The 24,242-nt window shown below is 40.5% G+C and carries 16 protein-coding genes; 7 read left to right on the top strand and 9 right to left on the bottom strand.

Going from position 1 to position 24,242, the window contains the following annotated elements; all coding sequences use genetic code 11:
- Positions 1-56: 56 nt before the first annotated feature.
- Positions 57-2,669: an alkaline phosphatase D family protein gene (locus RI844_RS14770; RefSeq protein WP_348395436.1), complete on the bottom strand. Its 2,613-nt coding sequence runs from the start codon at positions 2,667-2,669 to the stop codon at positions 57-59.
- Between the two features lie 291 nt (positions 2,670-2,960).
- Between RI844_RS14770 and RI844_RS14765 the strand changes: the two genes are divergently transcribed.
- The 6 genes from RI844_RS14765 (at position 2,961) to RI844_RS14740 (ending at position 11,964) form a co-directional block, all read left to right on the top strand.
- A complete protein-coding gene (locus RI844_RS14765; RefSeq protein WP_348395435.1) occupies positions 2,961-4,295 on the top strand; it encodes a sugar MFS transporter in 1,335 nt (444 codons plus the stop codon).
- A gap of 297 nt (positions 4,296-4,592) precedes the next feature.
- On the top strand, positions 4,593-6,257 hold the full coding sequence (pgi, locus tag RI844_RS14760; protein ID WP_348395434.1) for a glucose-6-phosphate isomerase: 1,665 nt from the start codon (positions 4,593-4,595) through the stop codon (positions 6,255-6,257).
- A gap of 16 nt (positions 6,258-6,273) precedes the next feature.
- The gene (locus tag RI844_RS14755) at positions 6,274-7,773 is read left to right on the top strand and encodes an arylsulfatase (protein WP_348395433.1); all 1,500 of its coding nucleotides are present in this window, start codon (positions 6,274-6,276) and stop codon (positions 7,771-7,773) included.
- 266 nt (positions 7,774-8,039) lie between these two features.
- Positions 8,040-9,548, top strand: a complete 1,509-nt coding sequence (locus RI844_RS14750; RefSeq protein ID WP_348395432.1) for a sulfatase family protein — start codon at positions 8,040-8,042, stop codon at positions 9,546-9,548.
- A 236-nt stretch (positions 9,549-9,784) separates the two neighbouring features.
- Positions 9,785-11,239 (top strand): sulfatase family protein, encoded by a 1,455-nt coding sequence (locus RI844_RS14745; protein ID WP_348395431.1) that lies wholly within the window; start codon positions 9,785-9,787, stop codon positions 11,237-11,239.
- Between the two features lie 155 nt (positions 11,240-11,394).
- A complete protein-coding gene (locus RI844_RS14740; RefSeq protein ID WP_348395430.1) occupies positions 11,395-11,964 on the top strand; it encodes an outer membrane beta-barrel protein in 570 nt (189 codons plus the stop codon).
- A 191-nt stretch (positions 11,965-12,155) separates the two neighbouring features.
- Here RI844_RS14740 and RI844_RS14735 read toward each other — a convergent pair whose 3' ends face one another.
- The 8 genes from RI844_RS14735 to RI844_RS14700 all read right to left on the bottom strand — a co-directional run bounded on the left by RI844_RS14735 (position 12,156) and on the right by RI844_RS14700 (position 23,028).
- Positions 12,156-13,607: an immunoglobulin-like domain-containing protein gene (locus RI844_RS14735; RefSeq protein ID WP_348395429.1), complete on the bottom strand. Its 1,452-nt coding sequence runs from the start codon at positions 13,605-13,607 to the stop codon at positions 12,156-12,158.
- 100 nt (positions 13,608-13,707) lie between these two features.
- Entirely contained in the window at positions 13,708-15,705 is a 1,998-nt protein-coding gene (locus RI844_RS14730) for a beta-N-acetylhexosaminidase (RefSeq protein ID WP_348395428.1), read from the bottom strand.
- A 419-nt stretch (positions 15,706-16,124) separates the two neighbouring features.
- Positions 16,125-16,754 carry a gluconate 2-dehydrogenase subunit 3 family protein gene (locus tag RI844_RS14725; RefSeq protein ID WP_348395427.1) on the bottom strand — a complete coding sequence of 210 codons (630 nt, stop codon included), beginning with the start codon at positions 16,752-16,754 and terminating at the stop codon, positions 16,125-16,127.
- Positions 16,747-18,456 (bottom strand): GMC family oxidoreductase, encoded by a 1,710-nt coding sequence (locus RI844_RS14720; RefSeq protein ID WP_348395426.1) that lies wholly within the window; start codon positions 18,454-18,456, stop codon positions 16,747-16,749. Before RI844_RS14720 ends, RI844_RS14725 begins: the two co-directional genes overlap by 8 nt.
- A 32-nt stretch (positions 18,457-18,488) precedes the next feature.
- Entirely contained in the window at positions 18,489-19,679 is a 1,191-nt protein-coding gene (gene nagA / locus RI844_RS14715; protein WP_348395425.1) for an N-acetylglucosamine-6-phosphate deacetylase, read from the bottom strand.
- On the bottom strand, positions 19,669-20,583 hold the full coding sequence (locus tag RI844_RS14710) for an ROK family protein (protein ID WP_348395424.1): 915 nt from the start codon (positions 20,581-20,583) through the stop codon (positions 19,669-19,671). The genes nagA and RI844_RS14710 overlap by 11 nt, the downstream gene beginning before the upstream one ends.
- Before the next feature lie 24 nt (positions 20,584-20,607).
- Entirely contained in the window at positions 20,608-21,729 is a 1,122-nt protein-coding gene (locus RI844_RS14705) for an SIS domain-containing protein (protein WP_348395423.1), read from the bottom strand.
- Positions 21,730-21,741: 12 nt separating this feature from the next.
- Positions 21,742-23,028 (bottom strand): D-tagatose-bisphosphate aldolase, class II, non-catalytic subunit, encoded by a 1,287-nt coding sequence (locus tag RI844_RS14700; RefSeq protein ID WP_348395422.1) that lies wholly within the window; start codon positions 23,026-23,028, stop codon positions 21,742-21,744.
- A gap of 440 nt (positions 23,029-23,468) precedes the next feature.
- Between RI844_RS14700 and agaR the strand changes: the two genes are divergently transcribed.
- Positions 23,469-24,242 (top strand): transcriptional repressor AgaR, encoded by a 774-nt coding sequence (gene agaR, locus RI844_RS14695; RefSeq protein WP_348395421.1) that lies wholly within the window; start codon positions 23,469-23,471, stop codon positions 24,240-24,242.

Genomic DNA, 24,242 nt, shown 5'->3' with positions numbered 1-24,242 from the left:
TTATTCTCAAAGAGCAGCGTTAACACAAACAATGATGGTTTACAGTTTACTATCGTTTACTTTTGAGTACGTTGATCGGCTAAGGTCTTTATTAACTCCATCTCTTCGTTGTACAAGCGCACGGTATAAAGTCCATCAGAAAACGCTCTAGGAGAAATGGTTTCACCGGTAAAACGCAAGGTATATTCAATTTCCTGAGTTTGTTGATTTTCTACTTGAATAACCGCACCAGATTTTGATAAACCGCTAATCGTAGGTAAAACATGACCATTACTTGGGTAGCCATTATCTTTTTGATTAAATGTCATCGGCCAACCTTTAAATTGACTTGCATCATCAGCTTGTGGATCTACCCAACGTGGCCAGGCTTCAACTTTAAGGGTTTGCGCGGCGGTATCAAACGTTAAAATATTATAGCCCGGTGCTCGTTGATTGATTCTAACCGGCTCGATATCAGTAACTGTCGGGTTGGCAACGGCTTTAACAGTAATTTCATTACCAAAACCGTCATAATATTCACCCAGATTACGCGGCTGACCTTCTACATAATTAAGTGGTAAAGATTTTGGAAACCAACGACGAGGCCAAGTATTAGAGATAGCCGGTGAACCTATCGCCCATGCACCATTATTCCAACCATCAATTCCATATTGGAACGTTACTCCTAAGTGAGTATCGCCAGCAATATGAAATGCAGAGCCTTTACGCATTAATTTTAATGCATTTTGACGTGGTGTTTGTGGCCAGCCATTAGTGTCAAAATCTTGTACGGTTATGTCTTCTTCAGGATAGTCGCCTACGGCGACCGGGCCCATGCCTCTGTCTTTAAAGTTAATAATGTCACTTTTCGGACGGGTCTGAACACTGGAAAATAAAGTTTGTGAAACCACCGATTTCATTCTCGCATCTGCAGACCAATCTTGCGCCCACTCGTTCAAGAAATTCATTTGACGTTCGCCTAATAAATTTAAACCAGCCGTATCGCCACTTTCTTTCGCATCCCAGTCTAAATTATTGGAAAAACCATTTTTAATTTTAGCGTCAGGCAAGGCTTTGCGTGGCGAGGTTTTCCATTTCCTGTCTTCTAAAATCGCAAATGACACACCAGCGTAATTCAAATCAGTATAATAAACCGAAATATCTTGCTTAACCGGAGTAGGATCAACCGGATCCGGCATATGTGAAGTCATCGAACGCTGTACAGCATTAACCCAAGGTGCAGGCATTTTAAAACCGCCTGAGTCTTGTATGTCAGCACCGGGTTTACCTGAAGCCGCTTTACCTTCATCGCCCCAGATATTACCGTGAAATACATCGTGATCATCAACTAAGAAAACACTCGGCACATCTCGATAAAGGTCACGAAATGCCCAACCGAATTGATACCATTTGCGCAAATAATCTAAATTTGCGGCAGCAAGAGGGGCTTTTTGCACGCCATAGCCAGCATTACCTTCATAATACTGATCACCTGTGAACAATACTAAATCAGTATTATGCGAATCAATAAAGCTGACCATATCTTGATGAGGGAAACCTAAATCCAAGTGACAGCTTAAACTGGCTACTTTTAGTTGTGAACCAATTTCCGGCTCTTTACTGATTTTACCCTGATAATAATGCTGACTAGTGTTACCGGCGCGATCTGCCATTTGGTAACCTATGCGGTACGGCATATCTTGTTTATACAGCCAGTCCTCAATACTAAAATGAGCCGTGCGGGAATCATCCACCATGGTAGATGATGCCACTTGTTGCCATGTTTTCGTATCAGCAGATTGCAACTCTAAAGTTATTTGGGTACCCGCTTCTTTAGGCACAGGCAGCATTTGTGCCGTCATTTTCATGGTGTTTTTATCTAAGGTATACATGCTAAATGCAATCGGACCAAAGGTGCGGTCAGCATTCGTGGCAATCACATCACCATTAATAGTCCAGTCACTGAACGCAAATCCGATGTTACCAGCACGTTTGGTTTTACCACGCTGAAAAGGCATGCCTTCACGAGTTCTGTTATCACCCGCATGACAAGCTAAGCCAGTCCCGCCAGCAACAACGCTGCTTGCTACGTTTCGGGTAAGTTGGGCAAGTTGCTGATTGTTTGCATCAAATGCGGTTAACGTAAGTGCACTGTTTTTCGCTTCTGTTGTGCCAGTAAAATGTAACCGAATAGGCTGTTCATTCAAGCTTATTTGCTCACCTTCCTGTTTACCGATAAACAAAGTGCCTTTGCTATCTATACCAACCTTCATACCACGACCATGTACAGCTGAATCTCGATAATCATTAAATTGGCCATTCACACCTAAACGAAAGCCAACATACCCTTTTGTAGGTTGTGCTAAAAATTCAGCTAAAGGACGAACCGTTACCGCCATGTCAAAGTTACCACTGGCATCATTTAATGATTTAGTCAGTAAGAAAATGTTGCGTTCGCCGCCAGAGACATTACATTCTAATTCACCATTTTTAATGCGCCAGTCTTGTACTGGGTTAGCCCAAAGATCGCTGCCTAAATAATGACCATCTTTAATGTTTGACCAAGAGCTGCTGTAACTATTGTCTTGGCTTTGTTCTACCACGATGTCTTTTTTAGCGGCGTCACAGCCTACCGACAGCATGGCAGCAACTATCATGCTACTTAAATGAGATAGTGTTTTTATTTTCATATTACTCTCTTATCGGGGAAGTTTTCTGCAGCTTTTAATGATGATAAAGCATGCCGCTAATAAACGAAAATTCCGCGTGTTTGGTAAAATCATCGCCAACATAATAACACTTTCATTTCATTTCACAACAGGTTAAAGTAAAATTAACATGGCATTTACCTCGCTAACATGCTACAAATGCCCTACAAACAGAAAGCAAATGAAAGCAGAGCGGTTTCACTAAACCATAGATACAACTAAATTTGTTAAGTGAAATTCTCTCTTACAACAAAAATTAGTCAGGAGAAAATAATGGACGTTTGCGCTACAGCATCCGAAAAACCTAGGTCAAGTATGGTACCAATGCTTATTATTGGTGGTTTGTTTTTTATGTTTGGTTTTGTCACTTGGCTAAACGGCTCTTTAATACCGTTTTTACAAATAGCCTGTGAACTGAACCATATTGAAGCGTATTTTGTTACCTTGGTATTTTATATTGCCTATACAGTTACGGCACTGCCAATGGCTGCGGTTTTAAAAAGAACAGGCTATAAAAACGGACTCGTTATTGGCTTATTTGTAATGGCCATCGGCGCATTAATTTTTATTCCGGCAGCGCAAACTAAAATGTATAGTATATTTTTAACCGCCCTGTTTATTTTAGGTACTGGTTTAACCATACTACAAACCGCTTCCAACCCTTACATTGTACTAATTGGACCACGCGAAACAGCTGCTGTCCGCATTAGCATGATGGGAATTCTTAATAAAAGTGCAGGAATTATTGCACCGATCGTTTTTACCGCATATGTATTGACTGATATGTCACAATTTAACGAAGTGCGTCTAGCCTCGCTAGACACCGCTCAACGATTACTAGAATTACAAGAACTTTCAGAAAGATTGATTACGCCTTATATCATTATGGCCGTTATGCTAGTTGTTTTAGCCTTAGCGATAAAAGTTTCACCACTACCGGAGCCTACTTTTGATGATGAAGCAGTTGACAATGCCCATGGAAATAAGAAAAGCATCTTACAATTTCCACAATTAATTCTTGGCGTGATCACCTTATTCTTCTATGTAGGTGCCGAAGTTGTTGCTGGAGATACCATTGGTCTTTATGGTAAACAAATGGGCGTTGAAAACTTTGGAGAATTAACGGCTTATACTATGGCATTTATGGTTTCTGCTTACATTATCGGCATGATTGCAATACCTCGTTGGATTAGCCAAGAAAAAGCTTTAGTAACTTCGGCGCTGCTTGGCTTGCTTTTTTCACTATTAATTACCACCACCAGTACTAGCAGCACAGGAATTTGGGACAGCATGTTTTTTTGGACCGGTGTTAATGCGATCCCTAACACTGTGTTATTTGTCGCACTGCTAGGTTTTGCCAATGCTTTGGTTTGGCCAGCCGTTTGGCCTATGGCATTAAAAGATCTGGGTAAACACACGGCCTCAGGCTCGGCATTATTGATTATGGGTATTTCTGGCGGTGCTATTTTCCCACTTCTATACGGAGCACTTGCTGAGTCTACCAACAATGCCCAAGCCTCTTATTGGATCATGCTACCTTGTTACGGCTTTATTCTTTTTTATGCGATAAAAGGCCATAAAATCAAGCAATGGTCAGCAAAAAAGTAACCATTTTAAAGAATGCATTCGCTCGTAATTGAGCGAATGCATTCTGAATTGCCTGGTTTGAAGATACATACTTTAATACCAATCCTCATAACTAACTGGTCATTTTTAATGGTTAAAATGAATAACTACAGCGTTATAAAATTTATAAGTAGAATAACTACTTACTAAATTTCATGCCTTGTATTTATCCTTTTTCTCTCATGAAAAAGTAGAACACTTAATTAAGAGAACTGGTATATGGCATCACTCACCACGCGTTAACAACCATATCCATCTAATGAAACACAGAGAAAACTTATGACAAGTCGCCAACATTTGGCTAGCTGGAAGCATCTTAAACAACTTGCTGTATTAAACAAAAATAAGCATATGAATGACTTATTTGCTGCAGATGATCAGCGCTTTAGCAAATTTTCAATCAAGCTGCCCAGCATGCTGCTCGATTATTCAAAAAACCTGATTGATCAGGAAGTGATCGATACACTGATTACCTTAGCTAACCAATGTGAGTTACCGCAATGGCGTGACAGCATGTTCAATGGCGAAAAAATCAATAAAACTGAACAACGCGCGGTTTTGCACAGTGCCCTTAGAGGCAGCGTGAAAACGCCACTTATTGTTGAAGGTATAGATGTTGGTGAGCAAGTACAGCAGCAATTAAACAAAATGGAAATTTTTGTTAATAAAGTTCGACAGGGACAATGGTTAGGCTATTCAGGCAAGCGCATTACCGACGTAGTCAATATTGGCGTAGGAGGCTCTAACTTAGGGCCGCAAATGGTTACGGAAGCACTGCAAAACTATAGTGACGACAGCATTAATGTTCACTATGTATCAAATGTTGACGGCACGCAAATTGCGAATGTGCTTAAACCGCTTGATCCGCAAAAAGTACTATTTATTGTTTCATCTAAAACTTTTACCACAACTGAAACCATCACTAATGCACGAACGGCAATTAACTGGTTAACGTCCGCCTCGTTTGATGACAAAGCCATTGCTAAACACTTTGTCGCGGTAACCGCAAAACCCGAAAATGCAACAAAAATGGGGATAGACAGTGACAATATTTTTACCATGTGGGACTGGGTTGGCGGTCGATTTTCTTTATGGTCAACCATAGGTTTAGCCATTGCTATAAGTTTAGGGTTTGACCAATTTAAGGCACTATTGTCTGGCGCCAAGGCTATGGATGAACATTTTAAAAACGCTCCGTTAGATAAAAACATGCCGGTTATCATGGCGCTATTGAGTGTGTGGAACACCACATTTCTGGGTGCCAAATCACAAGCGATCCTACCCTATGACCAAACATTGCATATGCTCACCGCTTATTTACAACAGGCAGAAATGGAAAGTAACGGTAAGTCTGTTACCTGGCATGGCGACACAATAGATTATGCGACAGTACCTACTATTTGGGGACAACTGGGCATAGATGGTCAACACGCATTTTATCAATATTTGCACCAAAGCAATAATATAGTACCGGCCGACTTTATCGGCTCGGTACAAAGCGTGACCCCGGTAAAAGATCATCACCAAACGCTAATGGCCAACTTTTTTGCACAAACTCAGGCATTAATGACCGGAGTAAACGAAGAGCAAGTACGTGAAGACTTAAAAGCAAAAGGCCGCACCGAAGAGTACATCAATATGGTTGCTCCCCATAAAGTGCATAAAGGTAATAGACCAACAAATACTTTACTACTCGATCGTATTGACGCCAGTACCTTAGGCCAGCTAATCGCCTTATATGAACACAAAATTTTTGTACAAGGCATTATTCTTGGTATCTGTTCTTTCGATCAATGGGGGGTTGAGCTAGGTAAAGGCTTAGCGCATAAGATTAACCTAGAGTTAGATACCGATAGTATTAGCGCCAATCATGACTGTTCAACTACGAACCTGCTTCGTTACTTTAAAAATATCGAAAAAAAACAAAATTTACAGCATACTTAAACACATAGGAACAACTATGAAAACATTAACAGCATTATCCACAATTGCCGCTTGCTTACTCAGTGTATCTGCATGTGCGGACAATAAAGCCACGCAAGCGCCAAATATTATTTATATATTGGCTGACGATTTGGGCTATAGCGAACTCGGCGCGTACGGGCAAACAAAAATTAAAACGCCGAATATTGATAACCTGGCAAAAGAAGGGATACAGTTTACCCAACATTACTCGGGCAGTGCTGTATGTGCGCCTTCACGTTCAACATTTATTGAAGGCAAACACTCTGGTAACGCTCATGTTCGTGGCAACACTGGCGATGGTAACAAAGGCCGTATGCGCGGCAATCACCCTTTACCAGATACGCGTACCATTGCCGATATGTTCAAAGAGCAAGGTTATGCTACTGCAGCCATTGGGAAGTGGGGACTAGGCGGCATGGTTGGTACTGGCCATCCAAATGACCATGGCTTTGATTTGTTTTATGGTTACCTTGATCAGCGCCACGCGCACAATTATTACCCAACATATTTAGTAAAAAATCGTGAGTTTGTTGAGCTAGATAATCCTGAAATGATCAAAAAGGGTAACGTTAAAAGCGATGCCGTTAATGATCCAAAGAGCTATGCTGCTTTTAAAGGCAAAGAGTTTAGCGGTGATTTAATGGCTGATGAAGCGATTAACTTTATTAACAGCAATGCTAAGGCCGACAAACCGTTTTTCTTGTATTTTCCAACACCAATCCCACATGCGGCCCTGCAGTTACCTGAGCAAGCTTTGGCTAAATATGACGGTGCCTTTGATGAAACGCCATATATTGGCAATAAAGGTTACTTCCCACATCAAACCCCACGCGCAGCTTATGCTGGCATGGTAACCTTATTAGACGATTATGTTGGTCAAATGCTTGCTGCTCTGAAAAAGAATGGCATAGAAGATAACACCCTAATTATCTTCACCAGTGACAATGGCCCAACTTTTAATGGCGGTTCAGATTCTGAGTTTTTTGAAAGTGCCAAGCCATTTCGTGGCGTAAAAATGGATTTGTATGAAGGTGGCATTCGCGCGCCGTTCATTGCTTACTGGAAAGGGAAAATATTGCCTGGGCAAAGTTCTGATCTAATTTCTGCACAATATGACATGATGGCAACTTTTGCTGATTTAATTGGTGTAAAAGCCAATGAAGATACTGACGGTATTTCTATCGCGCCTACTCTGTTGGGTAAAGGCGAACAACAGCAACATGAGTACCTGTTATGGGAATACCCAGAAAAAGGTGGCCAACAAGCAATCCGCATGGGTAAATGGAAAGGTATTCGTACCAATTTGAAGCAAGATCCTAATGCGCCTATTCAGCTTTTTGACTTATCAACCGACATTAGCGAAAACAATGACGTTGCCAGCAAACACCCAGACGTGGTTGCTAAAATCAAAGCAGCTTTAACAAACAGATCGCCAGCGAGCCTGGAACGCTGGGATTTTGATGGCTATAAAGTAAAAAATGATGCAAGCGAATAGCTTTAAGCGATTGCTTGCCATCTAATACCAACCTGCATAACGAATGAGTTGACTATATACTTATGTAGATTGGTATAACATCAATAGTGATTACACAATTATGTGTAGTCACTCCAACCCGACACGTCCCACAAACCTTAGCAAACAATTAAATTGTAAAGATCTTGTAAAAACGAAAGCAAGTGAAAGAATTAAATTGTTATTAGCTTACTTTTGGGTTATAACTAATTTAACGTTTTCACAATACTGATAAATGAGTAGATGACATGATCAAAAAGATAATTTTATCCTGTACGATTACTACGCTTGTTACGACAAGTTTACTTAGTTCAGCTTTTGCAGCAAGTAAGCGTTCTGAAAAGGACAAAGCTGAAAGGCCGAACGTGGTGGTAATTATGACCGATGAGCATAACTTTCGCACCTTAGGAGCTTATCGCAAGCTGATGAGTAAAGAGCAGGGTGAAATGTGGGGCAAAGAAGTTGTTGAAACACCAAATATAGATTGGTTAGCCGATAATGGCGCCATAGCCACAAGCTTCTATTCTTCTGCACCTGTATGTACACCAGCACGTGGGTCGTTTTTCTCTGGCATGTACCCACAAAATAATGGTGCCGTGCAAAACAATGTACCGTTACGTGAAGACGCTATTACTTTTGCTCATATATTAAAAGATAAAGGCTATGCTACTGGTTATATTGGTAAGTGGCACTTAGACGGCGGTGCTAAACCACTCTGGGCTCCTGAACGCAGCTTTGGTTTTGACGATAATCGTTATATGTATAACCGTGGCCATTGGAAGCAGTTTGTCGATACTGAAACTGGCTCAAAAATTGCTGCAACAAACGAAAAAGGCAAACCAACATATAGTGCAAAAGGTGCTGATTCCAGATCATTTTCCACTGATTACCAATTTGGCAAAGTGATCAACTTTATTGACACCAACAGAGATAAGCCGTTTTTGATGATGTTAAGTTTGAGTGATCCGCATGGCCCAGATACTGTACGTTCACCTTACGATACAATGTACCAAGATATCGAATTTCAACGACCTCGTACACAACTAGTTGATGCAGATAAAGCACCTATTTGGGCTCAGCCAAGTGGCAGTAAAAAAGCGCCTAACATGAAAAATTACTATGGCATGGTTAAGTTAATTGACGATAGTATGGCACGTTTATACGCAGAACTTCGTCATGAAAACTTGATGGAAAATACCATCATTGTTTTCACTTCAGATCACGGTGATTTAAAAGGGGAGCATGGTCGTCAAAATAAGGGCAATCCGTTTGAAGGCTCTGCACGTATTCCATTTTTAGTCTACTACCCAAGTAAAATCCCAGCAAAAACAGTGATACCTCAAGCATTAACGACAGTAGATTTTCAACAAACTCTACTAGGCTTAATAGGGGTTAATCCAAGCGGCAATGAAGAAGGTCGCGATGCTACGCCTCTACTTAGCAAAGTAAAAGATGCCAGTAAACAATGGCAAGACATCGCCTTTATGCGTCAATCATCTAAGACCGGAGAGGGATGGCTAACAGCTATTACCGAGCGCTATAAGCTGGTATACAACCCAGAAGGTGAACCTTGGTTATTCGACTTGGAAAAAGATCCGGACGAGTTAATTAACTTCTACAAACAACCTGCTTATAAAGAACAGGTTCGCTTTATGGCAACCGAGATGAAAAACTATGCGATGCAACGCAATGATATTTTCCTCCTTGATAACGAACATATGACCAAGCAAGTAAACTCAGCGATAAACGCAAAATAAATTTATTCTGCTACTCCCTTTAATACCCGCTTCGGCGGGTATTTTTTTACTACTCACCTAAATAAAACAACAAATCAATTATCTATAGCCAACCCGAGCCGAAACCGTACGAAAGCTACGATTGATTTCGAACTGTATTTACGCTATAAATAGACTGGCATTTAGAAATAATGTGTAGTCGTACAAAAAATTAGACGCCATAGACTTATAAATCGACACAGGATTACAATTTAATCATGAACAAAACAAGCTTGATGCAACGATTGTTTTTAGCTATTACAACCATCTTATGCATTCACCCCGTAACAGCTGCAGAGCAAACAGTTCAGCCTAATGTCATTATTGTTATGACCGATGAGCACAATTTTCGCACGCTCGGTGCATATCGGCAGGGACTAGTCGAACAACAGGCTAAAATGTGGGGTGATACTGTAGTAGAAACACCAAACATTGATTGGTTAGCAGACAATGGAGCTATTGCCACTAGTTTCTATGCTGCTGCGCCCGTTTGTACACCATCACGTGGTGCATTCGTCACCGGCATGTACCCACAAAATAATCATGCAGTACAAAATAACGAACCACTTCGTGGCGATGCCATTACTTTTGCGCAAGTATTAAAAGAAAGTGGCTATGCCACGGGCTACATTGGTAAGTGGCATTTAGATGGTAGTGGCAAACCACAATGGGCACCAGAGCGTCAATTTGGTTTTGACGACAATCGTTATATGTTTAATAGAGGTCATTGGAAGATATTTGAAGATACAGTTGATGGACCTAAAGTAGCTGATGGAGGCGCAAGTGCTGCCGATGAAACGTCTTTTTCTACCGATTACCTGTTTAATAAAATGTTTGATTTTATCGAATTGAATAAAGCTAAGCCTTTTGCAATGATGCTAAGTTTAGGTGACCCGCATGGACCCGACTCCGTACGAACGCCTTATGACACTATGTACGAGAGTGTTGAATTTAGCTTACCCCATACGATGAATGTCGATCCTGCCGATGCGCCAATTTGGGGTCAACCTGCTTCAAAATCCAATTCAATGCAGGGATATTACGGCATGATCAAGCTCATTGACGATAAAATGGCGCAGTTATATAGCAAGTTAGAACAGTTGCAACTGCTTGATAACACCATAATCGTCTTTACCTCAGATCATGGAGACTTAAAAGGTGAACATGCTCGCCAGAACAAAGGTGTACCTTTTGAAGGTTCAGCACGTATTCCTTTCTTGGTTTATTATCCAGAGAAGATTCCTGCAAAAACTGTAGTAACTCAAGCACTTACCACAGTTGATTTTCAGCAAACGCTATTGGGACTAGCCGGCATAGCAGCCAGTGGTAACGAAGACGGCCGTGATGCTTCACCATTATTAATGGACCCTGAAAATTGCCAGGAATGGCAAGATCTTGCCTTTATGCGCCAATCATCAAAAACCGGCGAAGGCTGGATCACCGCAATATCTGATCGCTACAAACTAGTCTTTAACCCTGAAGGTGAGCCATGGTTGTTTGATTTGGAAAACGACCCCGATGAGTTAATTAACTATTACACCGACATTAAATATCGTGCTGTTGTTCACTTTATGGCTACAGCGTTAAAAGCCTATGCACTAGAACATAACGATGTTTTCTACAACCATGAGCACATGCAAGCGGAAGTAGAAAAAGCTATCGCCAGCGACTGATACAGCTAGGACTAGTTGGCATTTAAATACTTAACATCATCTTGGTTAGGTATTTTTTTTGCCAACGACTCTTGCTGTCTCAGCACGGTTTTCAAAAAATTAAACCAAGAACATTAATTACTATTTTTTACACACAAACAGCATAAGGAAATGAAATGCTAAATATTAAAGTCGCTACCCTTACTTCCCTTTTACTCACTAGTTTTGTCGTATTCGCCGAACAACCCAGCAACAGCGAAGATAATTCAACCCAAGTTGCACTAGACAAGCAATGGCAAGTGGGTATTGGTACTTATGCGCTTGTGCTTGAGCCAGACGACAGTGACTATGATGAAGATGAGTTTACTGGTTACAACTTGTCATTAACCTATGGCGCAACTGATAATGTTGCAATCAAGGCTTCTTATTATGATACTGAACATGACGATTTTTCTCAGCTGGAATTAAGTGGTTGTGAATTGCAACTGTTAGCTGGTACGGGTTTGGCAAGTACCGGGTTTAAAATCTATGGCTCGTTTGGTTTTTATTCCGAATCAATGGAATATGATGATATTGATGAAGACTTCTCAGGTGCTCAGCTAGGTGGTGGCATTGGCTACAATTGGGAACAAGTCGCTTTGGACTTCACCTTATCTTTACGTACAACGAGTGACTACGAAGATTTTGCTGAAATCGATGATATCAGCGCAGCAACGTCTTCACTAAATATCGCCTACCGTTTCTAATTAGCTTGATTTAAAAAAAGGCATAAGCCGTTAATCGGTTTATGCCTTTTCTTGTTTTAATGCCGCAATGACAAAAGCCAAGCTTTATTTGCTCTACTTGAGTGGCTTATATTTTTGTAACTAACTCTGCTTTTGCAGGTGCAATTAACTCTTTGAATTTAGGGTTAGTTATCAAGGCTTTAAAATCAGCATTAATTATCACCGATATAATAAGAGTGAAGGCCTTTACTGCTTCCCTCATCACCTCTGAAACCGCCTACTAAGTATGTTCTTCCTTTATAAAGCATTGAGTCCATACTCATTTTAGATGGGGTGTCTACCACAAACTCTGACCAACTATCAGCTAGCGCGTTATATCTTAAAACAGAAGTTTCAGCCGATATATCAGAAGTAATAATTTCAATAAAATTGCCATTACTAATCGCAGTACTAAAACTAAAAGATCCAGCTAATTTTGCATTAGCAGTTATGTAAACCCAAGTATTGCTTTTAGGATCATATTTTTCTGACGTACCACTACTATAATTTCCACCAAAAACAAATATTTCTCCATTTACTATCCCTGTCGCTCCACCATACCTGTTATGGTTTAAATCACTTTTACTGCTCCAGGTTTGAGTATCAAAGTTAAAAGCTTGCACTATTGTTGATGAACTTTCATCGATGGTTTTTCCACCAATAACATATAATTCGTTATTTAAGACTTGTAATTCTGCTGTCCATTCTAGAAATATTGGTGCTTGTGAAATTAGCTCATAATTAAAATCTTTTTCATTAACGTTATATAAACTGCCGCCCGTATAAAAATATATTTCTTCGTTATAAACGATAGAATCACCATATGAATTGTCCACAGCAGGTGCGCTATTAGTGCTAGAAACTTCATCTATAAGGTTATACTTATCTATGCTCCTAGACCCCATGATATACATATAATCATCAATAATAGATACAGGTGATGTGATGGCAGAACTTGGTAAATCATTATGTGCAACTGCGGTAGTAGTTTTATCGTCGAGAGTGATCTGAATGAATACTATTTCTTTTAAATTTGGATCAACTAGCGATATATCAATAACTTCACTCCCTTCATCGAAATCATCATCAAGCAACTCTAATTCGATATAACCTCGATTCAAACCTTTGAATACGGTGAATTCGCTTGAAATTAAGCGATAGTCTATGTCACTTTCAGCTGTCGAACTTTCTTGAATGTTAAAATTTACAACTTTATCGACCTTTTCAATTACATCAAATTCAAAATAAAATCGATGCGTGTAGCTACCTTCATATAAAGTTAAATTAGGATCTGTAAAACTTAAAGCATAAATAGGGCTCTTCACTTCTACAGCTCTAGTGGTAGTTGCGGTATTTCCTCCGCTATCAGTCACGGTATAAATTACCTCATAGACCCCTTCAACAGATGTATCTAAATCGGTAGTTATGATTATTTTATCATTAATATCTTGGTCAATATCATCTTCAGCTGTTGCACCTAGGTCTTTATAGGTTTCACCAATATAAATTGAAATAACTGCAGCACCAACAACCTCAATGTTTGGTGAAGTGTCAGTATCACTTTCACCGCCGCCTCCACAAGCAACCGTTAATAAACTTAATACTATGATTAATAAGTGTTTCATTTTAATCCTTTAATGTTTTTATATGTTTAGAAATAAAAGGGGCTAGCCAAAATATCTAGAATTACCTTCAATGTCTGGAACAGCAAAATGCTTGCAAACTTCAATCCGCTTGCCACATTTTCACTTGTCCGAATGAATCGATGCCTAGGCTGCCTTTTACCGACGCTTTTAACGTATAAGTGGCATCTGATTTATACTCAGGTAGTTTTAGCTTGTAGACAATATTTGATAGTATTTCGCCACTTAATGCATAGTGCCTATCTTTGGCAATGCGTTTGCCATTTTCATAAAGTTCTAGGGATTCAATTTCAAGAGCATTTTTGCCTTCACGATAAAGCATGGCGACGTTAATTTTGCCTTGTTTTTTAACATGTTCAGTAACTTCCCAAGATAACTTGTTAAACCCAGTCGTCAGCTCTGCAGGAGTCCAGTTAGCGACCAAAGGTTGATTGAAAAAGTCTTTTGCAGTTAATACTTTGTCGTTATTGTCGGCATAAGGAATACCTTGAATTTGCCAGCGTTGGTACTGGGTTTTCATCCGCTGTTGAAATCCGCCAAAGTCTTTACGCGCTAAGTCTGTCCAGCCAACTTCCGCACAGGCACTAAGGCGTGGAAACACTTGCTTATACATGCGCTCTACTGTTGGGATCCATTCGCCCCACATTTGACAACCTAAACCTTCAACCTTGTTGTGGTACTTTTTTTCTAAACCGGAAAATATCGGATCAAAATGATAAGCTTTAGCCATACTAATGGTGCGATAACCGTAATCTAAATAGGTGTACATATGCCATGAGTTCACTACCTGATGACCTTTTTTAATGGCATTTTCGGCCAGTTCTCTATTGCCCTTCCAAAAATGAACCAACGCACTCTTAGACAGCTCTGCCGCTTTTCCGGTTTGGCCATCCTTAAGGAAGCCATGCAGATCATCACCCATAATTTCATTCCAGCCCATCATCCGTCGACCTTTAGCTTCAATGATTTTAGACATGCGGTTGGTGAAATAAATCTGTACATCGGCCATGGTTTGCAACTTTTCTCGAGTCATTAATGCTTTAATCTCAGCACTCTCTTGCCACTGGTCAAAACGCACTTCATCACCACCAATGTGGATCACCTGCCCAGGAAATAATGCGACCACTTCATCGAGAATGTCGCTTAATATTTGATAAACCTTTTCATCCGCGGCATTGTAGCTATCGACCATTTTGCCAAACACCACAGGGACTTCAATTTGACGACGGCCGGTGCCAAGCTCAGGATAGGCGGCAACGGCAGCGCTGGCATGACCCGGCATACCAATTTCAGGCACTATAGTGATATGACGCTTGTCAGCGTAGGCAACTATTTCTCGGATATCGTCTTGAGTATAAAAACCTTCATGGACTTCACCTGAGCGCTTTTTGCTGTTCCAACCGCCAAGCTGAGTGTCACTACGTTTTGAACCAATTTCAGTTAAGCGCGGATATTTTTTGATCTCAATACGCCAGCCCTGATCGTCAGTTAAGTGCCAATGAAACACATTCATTTTAAGTTGCGCCATTTGCTCAAGTAGACGTTTTACTTCTTGTTTACCTTGAAAATGACGCGCTTCATCCAACATAAAGCCACGCCATGAAAAACGTGGTGTATCAGTTATGTTGATATACGGTAAAGTTAATTGCTCTACGGTAGAATTTTCTGCAAGTAATGTTGCAGGCAGCATTTGCAGTAAACTTTGAATGCCATAGAAAACACCAGTCTCAGTGGTTGCCTGAATTTTCACCCCTGTAGCATCTACCTGTAAACGGTAACCTTCATTACCTAAGTCTTTTTTACTCGTACTGATAATGATGCCAGCATGTTTTTCAGCAACATTACTTGTCTGGCTAATAACGGTAAGGTGGTTTGACAACAACTGGCTAAGATATGCCACTTCATTACTAAAGCGTGGCTCAGAGGAAATTAACAACTGCTGTGGGATCTGATAGTTACCCTTTATCATTTTCAATTGCGCCGGGCGGGGAATAATAGACGGCTCAGATAAAGCCCAAGCACTGCTCCAATTGCACCATATCAAGAATATTAAAAAGACCTTGTTGATCATTGTTTTCATTGCTGATTTACCTGTTTGTTTTTTGAAAAAGCCACTTCCGAAAACTTACGCATGGCTGCTTTATTCATGACGCTATAGCGTGGCTGCAAGAATTGGGTTAATGCTAAATAAGTCAACCCTATACTACAGAACACAGCGAAACTTTCAATAACTTTCACTTAAAAATAAAAACAACTTGCTCATTATCAGTACCAAAACCAACAGGCAATAAAACAATGACCATATCTATATATTTCATAGAGTTAGGCATACATTAGAACTAGGCAAATATGAAACAATGTGAAACAACCAGCAATTGAGGATTTATCTGTTTTAAATAATGGGTTTAGCAGATTGGTATTAATTAGGACCTTGCTTGTGCAGCTATTTTCACCGCTTGAAAATGGCGATAATTTTGAAATTAAAATAAATAATAGAGGTTATGCTGACCAGGCATTACCTATTTGGTCAAGGTCAACACATGCGTCATACTCGCCAGGAATTGGAGCATAACTTAAAATATGTTCGCCTACATATTCACTGGTATAAAAGCCAAGTAAACAAAGCTGACGTGTTGTTAATAGGAACTTATACAAATTGTATTGCTGGCGTTGACCATCATTGAGCTCACTAACAACTTTGCTCTGCTGAATAAAAATATCCTGCTGTAGGGTATCATCAATATCAAAAAACTCTGCTATAAGTTGCTGGTAATGAACAAATTCGGCCTGTAATGGAGACCGTTTTGTCTGCCTAAAAAGCTCAGCTGAACACTGCTGTGCTCCCTGTTTAAAAACACTCTTTAATTCGGTATCGACTGTATGGGTGAGCATGCTATCGATAAACAGAGCAATATCGAGTTCAGTAGCGCCGACAATGTCAGTTTTAGGAAGGATAATATCAACAATCCCCTGCACAAGTGAGTATTGTTCAGAGCTTAGAAAAGTAAGTTTTTCATTCGCCGCGACAGGAGACTCAACACAGCCAGAAAGAGTCGTTACCAGTGTAGGTATAGTCGCAGTAACGCCGAGAGACTTAAGCAAAAAGCCTATTGCAGCTCGTCTATCCATGATTGAAACCACCTGCTTGAAATTGTTTTATCGCGTGTGCTGCCGCCCGGGCGGTAAATGCCATATAAGTTAGCGATGGGTTTTGATAAGCAGAAGATGCCATGAATGAGCCATCAGTAACATAAACATTTGCCACTGCGTGCAATTGATTGTGCTTATTTACTACCGAGGTGTTGGGATCGTGCCCCATACGAGCCGTGCCCATTTCATGAATGGCGTGACCCGGAATAGCTTCAAGCTCATAAGGAGTCACATTTTTGTAACCCGCTTTGCTTAGCATTTCAACCGCTTGCGCCTTCATGTCAGCACGCATCTTCTGTTCATTATCTTTAAATTGACAATCAAAGCTGACCGTAGGCAAGCCCCACTGATCCAGCAGGCTGTAATTCAAACTAATTTTATTGTCGTGATAAGGTAAACATTCGCCAAAACCAACCAAGCCAATACGCCAAGATCCAGGTTTTAATAATGATTCTTTTAGCTCTTTGCCATACGACATTTCTTTAATGCCGCGCTGCCAGTTGCTACGACTGCAATAGCCCTGAAAGCCATAACCTCGCACAAAATCAAGCGGTTCATCTTGTGTTTTTATATTACGAAAGCGCGGTATGTGAAAACCAACGGGACGACGGCCTTTATAGTACTTGTCATCAAAACCATCAACATCGGCGCGAGCACCAACCTGAAAATGATGATCCATCAGGTTATGACCAAGTTCACCACTATCATTGCCTAAACCGTTGGGAAAGCGTTTCGATTTAGATTGTAACAATAACGATGTGGTTGCTATGGTAGAGGCACAACAGAATATTATTCTGGCATTAAAAGTTAATTGCTCATGGCTTTTGGCATCGATTATTTTCACCCCAGTTGCCAACTTGCTGCTATCGTCATAGCAAATTTCGCTGACGATAGAATCGGTTCTTAAGGTTAATCTACCGGTACGATGCGCTGCGGGTAACGTTGATGAATTAGCACTAAAGTAACTGCCTGTTGGGCAGCCGCGCATACAACGATTGCGGTACTGGCATTTACTGCGTCCGGCAAAACCTTTGTCATCGGTTAAATGAGCAATTCTACCTATGGTTAAAGTGCGATCAGTAAATTCTTGATTAAGGCTTTGACGAAAGTGTCGTTCAACACAATTTAACGCCATAGGAGGTAAAAATTTACCATCGGGGAGTTGTGGCAAATTGAGTGATTCTCCAATAACACCAATAAACTGCTCTACCTTATCGTACCAGGGGGCAATATCTTGGTATCGTATTGGCCAGTCAATACCATGACCATCAAGTTTATTTGCCGAAAAATCTAAATCACTCAACCGTAAACATTGTCGCCCCCAGGCTAAACTTTTACCACCAACATGATAGCCTCGGTGCCAGTCAAAACGTTTGGTTTCGCTATAAGGGTGTTTAAGGTCATTAACAAACCAGTGCTTGATTGCCTGATTTACCAGAAAGGGACTGCGGGCTTGCTTATGCTGCTGTTCAAGGTCGATTTGTGTCGGCTTACCGCGAAAAGGTAGATCCCAAGTGTCTTGGTGTGCCGTAGGGTAATCTTTGCCATGCTCGACCATGCGACCACGCTCTAGCAGTAGAACATTTAAACCTTGCTCGGTGAGCTCTTTTGCTGCCCAGCCACCGGTCATGCCAGAGCCAATGACGATAGCATCAAATGTTGAGTGATTATCTACAGACACCAGCAACTCCCTGAATAACGATCACCTGTCGATCAGCGTATTAATGTGGCAAGTGAATGAAAACTTTCCTGTTGATAAACCACTTTACCGTCAATCATGGTTGCCTGTACTTGCTGATTATCTTTTAAAATGGCGAAGTTAGCACGCTTATTAACCGCTATGCTGCCAATTTGGTCAGCTAACCCTAAGAACTTTGCCGGTACTAAACTCGCCATATGTACAGCTTCTAACAGTGGTACTTGTGCCAGTTCAACCAAATTATCAATAGCCTTTTCAAGAGTAAGTGTACTACCTGCTAAAGAGCCAGTAGCCGTTCGAGCAACACCGTCTTTAACATAAACATCTAATTCACCTAAACGATAAGTGCCATCACTAAAACCACCAGCATTGATACAATCACTGATCAGAGCCATTTTGTTCGGACCTTTTAGTTTGTACACCATTTGCATAATCGTTGGATGTAAATGTACGCCATCAGCGATTACTTCAGCAATTGCATTTGGGTCCATTAACACCGCGCCGGCACAACCTGGATCACGATGATGTATACCACTCATACCATTAAAGATATGAACACCACCACAGGCTCCTGCATCCAATGCATCCACGGTTTGTTGATAATTGGCATTGGTATGGCCGAGCATTACTTTAACTCCGAGAGAGTCCAGATAGGTGATCATCTCTTTTGAGTCTTCAAACTCTGGTGCCATCGCCACAACTTTTAGCGTACCTTGAGTTGCCGCATAAATTGCATCGACTCGCTCTTTAGTTAATCTTAAAAAGAATTTTTCATTATGAGCACCTTTATGCTCATCAGTGAAGAACAACCCTTCATTATAGGCACCCAATACCTGTGCACCATCTAATGAAGAATGAGCAGCTTCGCCTATTGTGCCAAACGCTTTTATACTGTCCTGCCATTTTGCAGTAACCGTTGTCGCTAAAAAACCTACCACGCCATGTTTGGCCAGAGATGCTGAAATAGTGTTTAATGAAGACAGCTTCGCATCCATAACATCACAGCCTTCACGGCCATGAATATGCATATCTATAAAACCCGGCATTAACTGGCTGTCGCCTAAGTCAAATACCTGAATGTCCAAATTAGCTGTAGCACTAATATCTTTGATCAGACCTTTGTCAACGAGTACATAATGATCAGTTTTAATACCGTGTTCGGTAAACACCTGTTTTGCTTTTAAATAAAAACGTTTATTGGTCATTAATTTCAGCTCCTAGTAAAGCGGCGCCTCTAACGCCACTGGAATCACCATGCAAAGCCCTTTTTAACAGTGGTGCTCGAAAGCCAGCAAACAGGTACTTTTCAATAGCCTGCGGTAAATTTTCAACAATTTCATCGACTAATGAAACACCGCCGCCGAGTACAATCACATCTGGTTCGAGAAATTTAGCAAGGGAAGCAAATGTCGAACCAAGAATATCCAGATGGCACTGTAAAACAGTTTTAGCGTGTTGCTCACCTTGCTTTAAACGAGCAACCCAATGCTCAGGAGAAATGTGTTTGCCACTGAAGTGTTTATATAATCGGCTGATGCCAGGGCCAGCAATATAACTTTCTACGCAAGCCTGTAATCCACAACCGCATTTCAATACTGGTAACTTGTACTGAGCCTGAATATCTGCGGGCAATGGAATATGCCCGTACTCACCAGCAAAGCCCTGCCCAGTAATATCGAGCTGACCATTACGGCAAAATCCGCCAGCAGCCCCCGTGCCGATAATGGCACCAAACACTCTGTCGTGGCCTTTGCCTGCGCCACTAATGGCTTCAGATAAAGCAAAGCAGCGAGTATCATTTTCAAGCGCCACCGGGCGGGATAATATTTTTATTAGATCATCACGTATATATTTACCACTGGCGCAAGGAATATTAGCCGATAACGCTTGGCCCTTTGGGGTTATTAATCCTGGCATGCCTATACCAACTTTGCCGCGCTCACCAGTATAGCTATCCGCTTGTGCAACTAACTGCCCAATCGTTTCAAGAAAAACTTGATAATCTTCAGTTGGCGTATCTATCCGCCAACTTTTTAATACATTTAAATTGTGGTCAAAAATCGCTGTTTCGATTTTTGTACCACCAATATCTAATCCATAAACAGCCATTTTAAACGCCTGACAAAAACTATTTTATGATGCTAAAGGATATATAGTAACACCTTGCACAACACGATTTACTTCACCACTTGGACATGGGTTGTCCGGTGAAATGTCTAAATCTACTGATTTGAAAAATGATAAGATTTGACAATAAACAATATAAGGTAATCCTGCCCAAATATCATCTAAATCCATATTTTGACCAAAGCTTTGACTGTCTAGTCTGAAAACAGAAAGCGCCGCATCGTCACGAACTAGCTCATTCCAAAGATCATCGTCATAACCTTTGCTGTACTTGTCAGAGGATGATAATAAAATAATTTCTGTGCGGTCGGTTACCAAAGATTTAGGACCATGACGGAAGCCCAGAGGGCTCTCACAATAACTAAGTACAGAACCCGCGGTAAGTTCTAAACATTTTAATGCCGCTTCACGTGCAATACCAAGCAATGAGCCACAGCCAAGAAACACTAGACGATCGCAACCATTTTTTGCCTGCTCTTTAATGGCATCTATGCTGTTTGCTAACAAGTTTTCTGTCGTATTAATAGCCATGTTTAATTGCTTAGTATCGGGAGAAAAAATACATAATGTTGATACTAGCATTGACGAGTAACTACTTGTCATGGCGAAACTTTCATCCAATGTCCCTTCTGGCATTAGTAAACTAAATGCCTTAGGATTTTTTTCAGCGCTTTCGGCTAACTCACCTTTTGGATTACAGGTGAGCACTAAGTGATAGCAACTATCTAGTACTTGATCGGCAATTTCTACCGCTCCGACACTCTCAGGACTATTACCTGAACGTCCGTAAGAAATCAGCAATGTTGGTACATGCTTCAATAAGTTTTGATTCGGATTGCTTACTAAATCTGTTGTACTAATCGCTTCAAATAACCGGCCATTTACCGCAGATAGGTGAGGTGCTACTGCATCACCAATATAAGCTGACGTACCAGCGCCAGTTAAAATAATGCGTAAGTTAGCGATTGCCAAGATAGGTGTTAAAAATGCGTTTAATTCAGCTTGGTTATCTTGCACAGTTTGCTGTGCTTCTTGCCATACTCTAGGTTGTTGCGCTATCTCTTTGGCGGTCCAATATGCTTTTTTCTGCTTAAGAATATCTTCTTCAATGGTTAAATATGTCGTCATTTTTAGCCCTTATTATAATTCTTGTTTGTAACAAGCTTCGGCATATACTGCGGTTACTTGCATAATTTTATTTAATACTAATTGTTTAGGATCAGCAGATAGCTTGCCCTGCCTAATTGCCTGATATTGATCAGGTAAGAATTGGCTTATCAATGGCATGGGAATTTGAATCGCTGATAGATTTTCCAATAATTGCTCAACAGCCTTATTCACCCTTGCATCATTCCAGTAATAACGAATACGGTCGCTGTAACTATAGCGGCGATACAGTAAACCTTGGCTTGCTGGTACTTGATAAAATCGTTGCCAATTTTTCGGCTCTTCCTGCATTTGTGCTTCACAAATATCACGCAAACAAGATTGCTGCTCTTTAGGTACCAATATGTCTTCAATGTAGCTCAGCGCAAACAATGCTTCGCGCATGGCATAAGTTAGCTGTGGTCCAACTTTCAATATTGCAAAATGGTCAGTAACTAATTCTTGATACGCTTGTGCATTTTGATAATCCGTTGAATGTGCCTCAAAGGCGATCCCATCAAACTGGTGAATGCAAGCACTTAAGTCTGTCGCTTTATCGGTCTCGTAGTCGATGATGCTAGTATGGTCAAATTCAACGCCAGGTTGAACAACCAAACCAATCACCCGTTGCCACGCATCACCTAAGCCGCGTTTATAAAATTCTTGCTGGTGAATCTCCACCGTTGCTTTTACTTCGCTTGGTGAGGTAAGTTCAAGGCCATCCAGTTCTTCTGTTGCACCACCTGGTGGTGGTACTTCAGTACCAACAACATAAACTATGTCAGAACTGCCAAACATTCTTTTTGCGGTTTCTTCGGCAACTTCACAAAGCTCGGCCGCACGCCTGGCCACGATTTCATCTGATAATATTTCAGGATCATCTAGACAGCCCATGCTGCAGTCTAGATGTATCTTTTTAAATCCTGCTTCAACATAAGCAGCAATTAAGTCTTTCGATTTTTCCATTGCACTGGCGGCTGGTTCATCAACCCAGCACACTGGTCCCAAGTGATCACCACCTAATATAATATGCTCAACAGGAAAATCTAATCGGTTGGCAATGGCATGAATAAAGTTGATGAAGTCCTTTGGGTACATACCCGTATAGCCACCAAACTGGTTAACCTGATTGGCAGTAGCTTCCACTAATAAAGGACTATTATCTTGTTTGGCTTGTACTATTGCAGCCTCTATCACTAAAGGCTGTGCACAACACACCGCATATATTCCAGTTTGATTTCCGCTCAAGTTGCCTTGAATAATATTTACAATTTCCTGCATGTTTCCAGCCATATAATTAAGTAAAAAGGTCAGTTTATTTCTAACCTTGGCAATTGGATTTAACGAAACTATACCACCTTTCAAATGCTTTCGCTACAAATATGTTAGCAAATTACAAAAACCTTACAAAACTCAATAACCACAATACATTAAAGGTAACTGTAAGGGCTTACACAAAATATTCAGCAATGTTTTCGAATTAATTTAGTAGGGCATAACAACACAAAAATGAAACTTTATGAAATAAAGTATTGAGTGCTGATTTTTTCTCCTGTATATATAACATTAATTTAACAATCACAATGCAATATTGAATTTACCAGTATAGAACAACTGAAAAATGGCTAGCTTAGTGAAACTGAAAATTTCTTAAATCTGGCCAGATAAAATCAACAACAGTTTTAAAACGGTTACAAATAATTATGGAAAAGGAATGCACAATGTTGAACACCATTGAAAGACGTCATGAAATTGTTTTGCTAACAGAGCGCAATGGCAAGGTATCGGTGAAACAGTTATCGGAGCAATTTGATGTTTCAACCGTTACTATTCGCTATGATTTAAATGAACTCAATAAAAGAGGCCTGATAGTTCGTTCACGCGGTGGTGCTATTGCCAGTAACCGATTAACCAAAGAATTATCAATTAAAGAAAAGCAAAAAGACAACTACCGCAGTAAGAAACTACTCGCTATTGAAGTTGCCGGCTTAATAGAAAATGGTGAATCCATTATCATCGACTCAGGCACAACAACCGAAGAAGTTGCCCACTGTCTGTCTACTAAAGAAAATTTAGTAGTGATGACCAATGGCTTAAATATTGCGAATGAATTAGCCCGAAATTCAAACTGTGATGTATACATGACTGGCGGCAAACTTAGGCATAAATCGATGTCGTTTCATGACTCGCATGCAGAAGAACGTATTGATAACTTTAACTTCAATAAAGTTATTCTTGGGGTAGACAGTATTGATATCAATACTGGTTTAAGCACTCATTTTGAACCGGAAGCCAAATTAAATCGAGTGATGTGTAATAGCGCAGAAAAAATTATTGTGGTAACTGATTCAGCCAAGTTTGGCCGTCGCTCTTTACATTCAATCCTGCCCTTAAATGCAATTGACATTCTAGTAACCGACAGCGGTATCCCAGAAGAGTTTACTAAACTCCTGACCGAGATGAATGTCGAGTTACGTCTGGTAGATATTGATTAA

It is taken from the genome of Thalassotalea fonticola (assembly GCF_032911225.1).
Classification (GTDB): Bacteria; Pseudomonadota; Gammaproteobacteria; order Enterobacterales; family Alteromonadaceae; genus Thalassotalea_A; species Thalassotalea_A fonticola.
The sequence above is the reverse complement of the archived record's forward strand: the minus strand, read 5'-3'. Positions and strand labels throughout refer to the sequence as shown.

Excerpts from the sequence above, each read along its gene's own strand:
- agaR (WP_348395421.1), top strand. The coding sequence starts at position 23,469 with ATGTTGAACACCATTGAAAGACGTCATGAAATTGTTTTGCTAACAGAG.
- RI844_RS14755 (WP_348395433.1), top strand. The coding sequence starts at position 6,274 with ATGAAAACATTAACAGCATTATCCACAATTGCCGCTTGCTTACTCAGT.
- RI844_RS14730 (WP_348395428.1), bottom strand. The coding sequence starts at position 15,705 with ATGAAAACAATGATCAACAAGGTCTTTTTAATATTCTTGATATGGTGC.
- RI844_RS14700 (WP_348395422.1), bottom strand. The coding sequence starts at position 23,028 with ATGCAGGAAATTGTAAATATTATTCAAGGCAACTTGAGCGGAAATCAA.
- RI844_RS14740 (WP_348395430.1), top strand. The coding sequence starts at position 11,395 with ATGCTAAATATTAAAGTCGCTACCCTTACTTCCCTTTTACTCACTAGT.
- RI844_RS14770 (WP_348395436.1), bottom strand. The coding sequence starts at position 2,669 with ATGAAAATAAAAACACTATCTCATTTAAGTAGCATGATAGTTGCTGCC.
- RI844_RS14710 (WP_348395424.1), bottom strand. The coding sequence starts at position 20,583 with ATGGCTGTTTATGGATTAGATATTGGTGGTACAAAAATCGAAACAGCG.
- RI844_RS14765 (WP_348395435.1), top strand. The coding sequence starts at position 2,961 with ATGGACGTTTGCGCTACAGCATCCGAAAAACCTAGGTCAAGTATGGTA.
- RI844_RS14735 (WP_348395429.1), bottom strand. The coding sequence starts at position 13,607 with ATGAAACACTTATTAATCATAGTATTAAGTTTATTAACGGTTGCTTGT.
- pgi (WP_348395434.1), top strand. The coding sequence starts at position 4,593 with ATGACAAGTCGCCAACATTTGGCTAGCTGGAAGCATCTTAAACAACTT.
- RI844_RS14725 (WP_348395427.1), bottom strand. The coding sequence starts at position 16,754 with ATGGATAGACGAGCTGCAATAGGCTTTTTGCTTAAGTCTCTCGGCGTT.
- RI844_RS14745 (WP_348395431.1), top strand. The coding sequence starts at position 9,785 with ATGAACAAAACAAGCTTGATGCAACGATTGTTTTTAGCTATTACAACC.
- nagA (WP_348395425.1), bottom strand. The coding sequence starts at position 19,679 with ATGACCAATAAACGTTTTTATTTAAAAGCAAAACAGGTGTTTACCGAA.
- RI844_RS14705 (WP_348395423.1), bottom strand. The coding sequence starts at position 21,729 with ATGACGACATATTTAACCATTGAAGAAGATATTCTTAAGCAGAAAAAA.
- RI844_RS14750 (WP_348395432.1), top strand. The coding sequence starts at position 8,040 with ATGATCAAAAAGATAATTTTATCCTGTACGATTACTACGCTTGTTACG.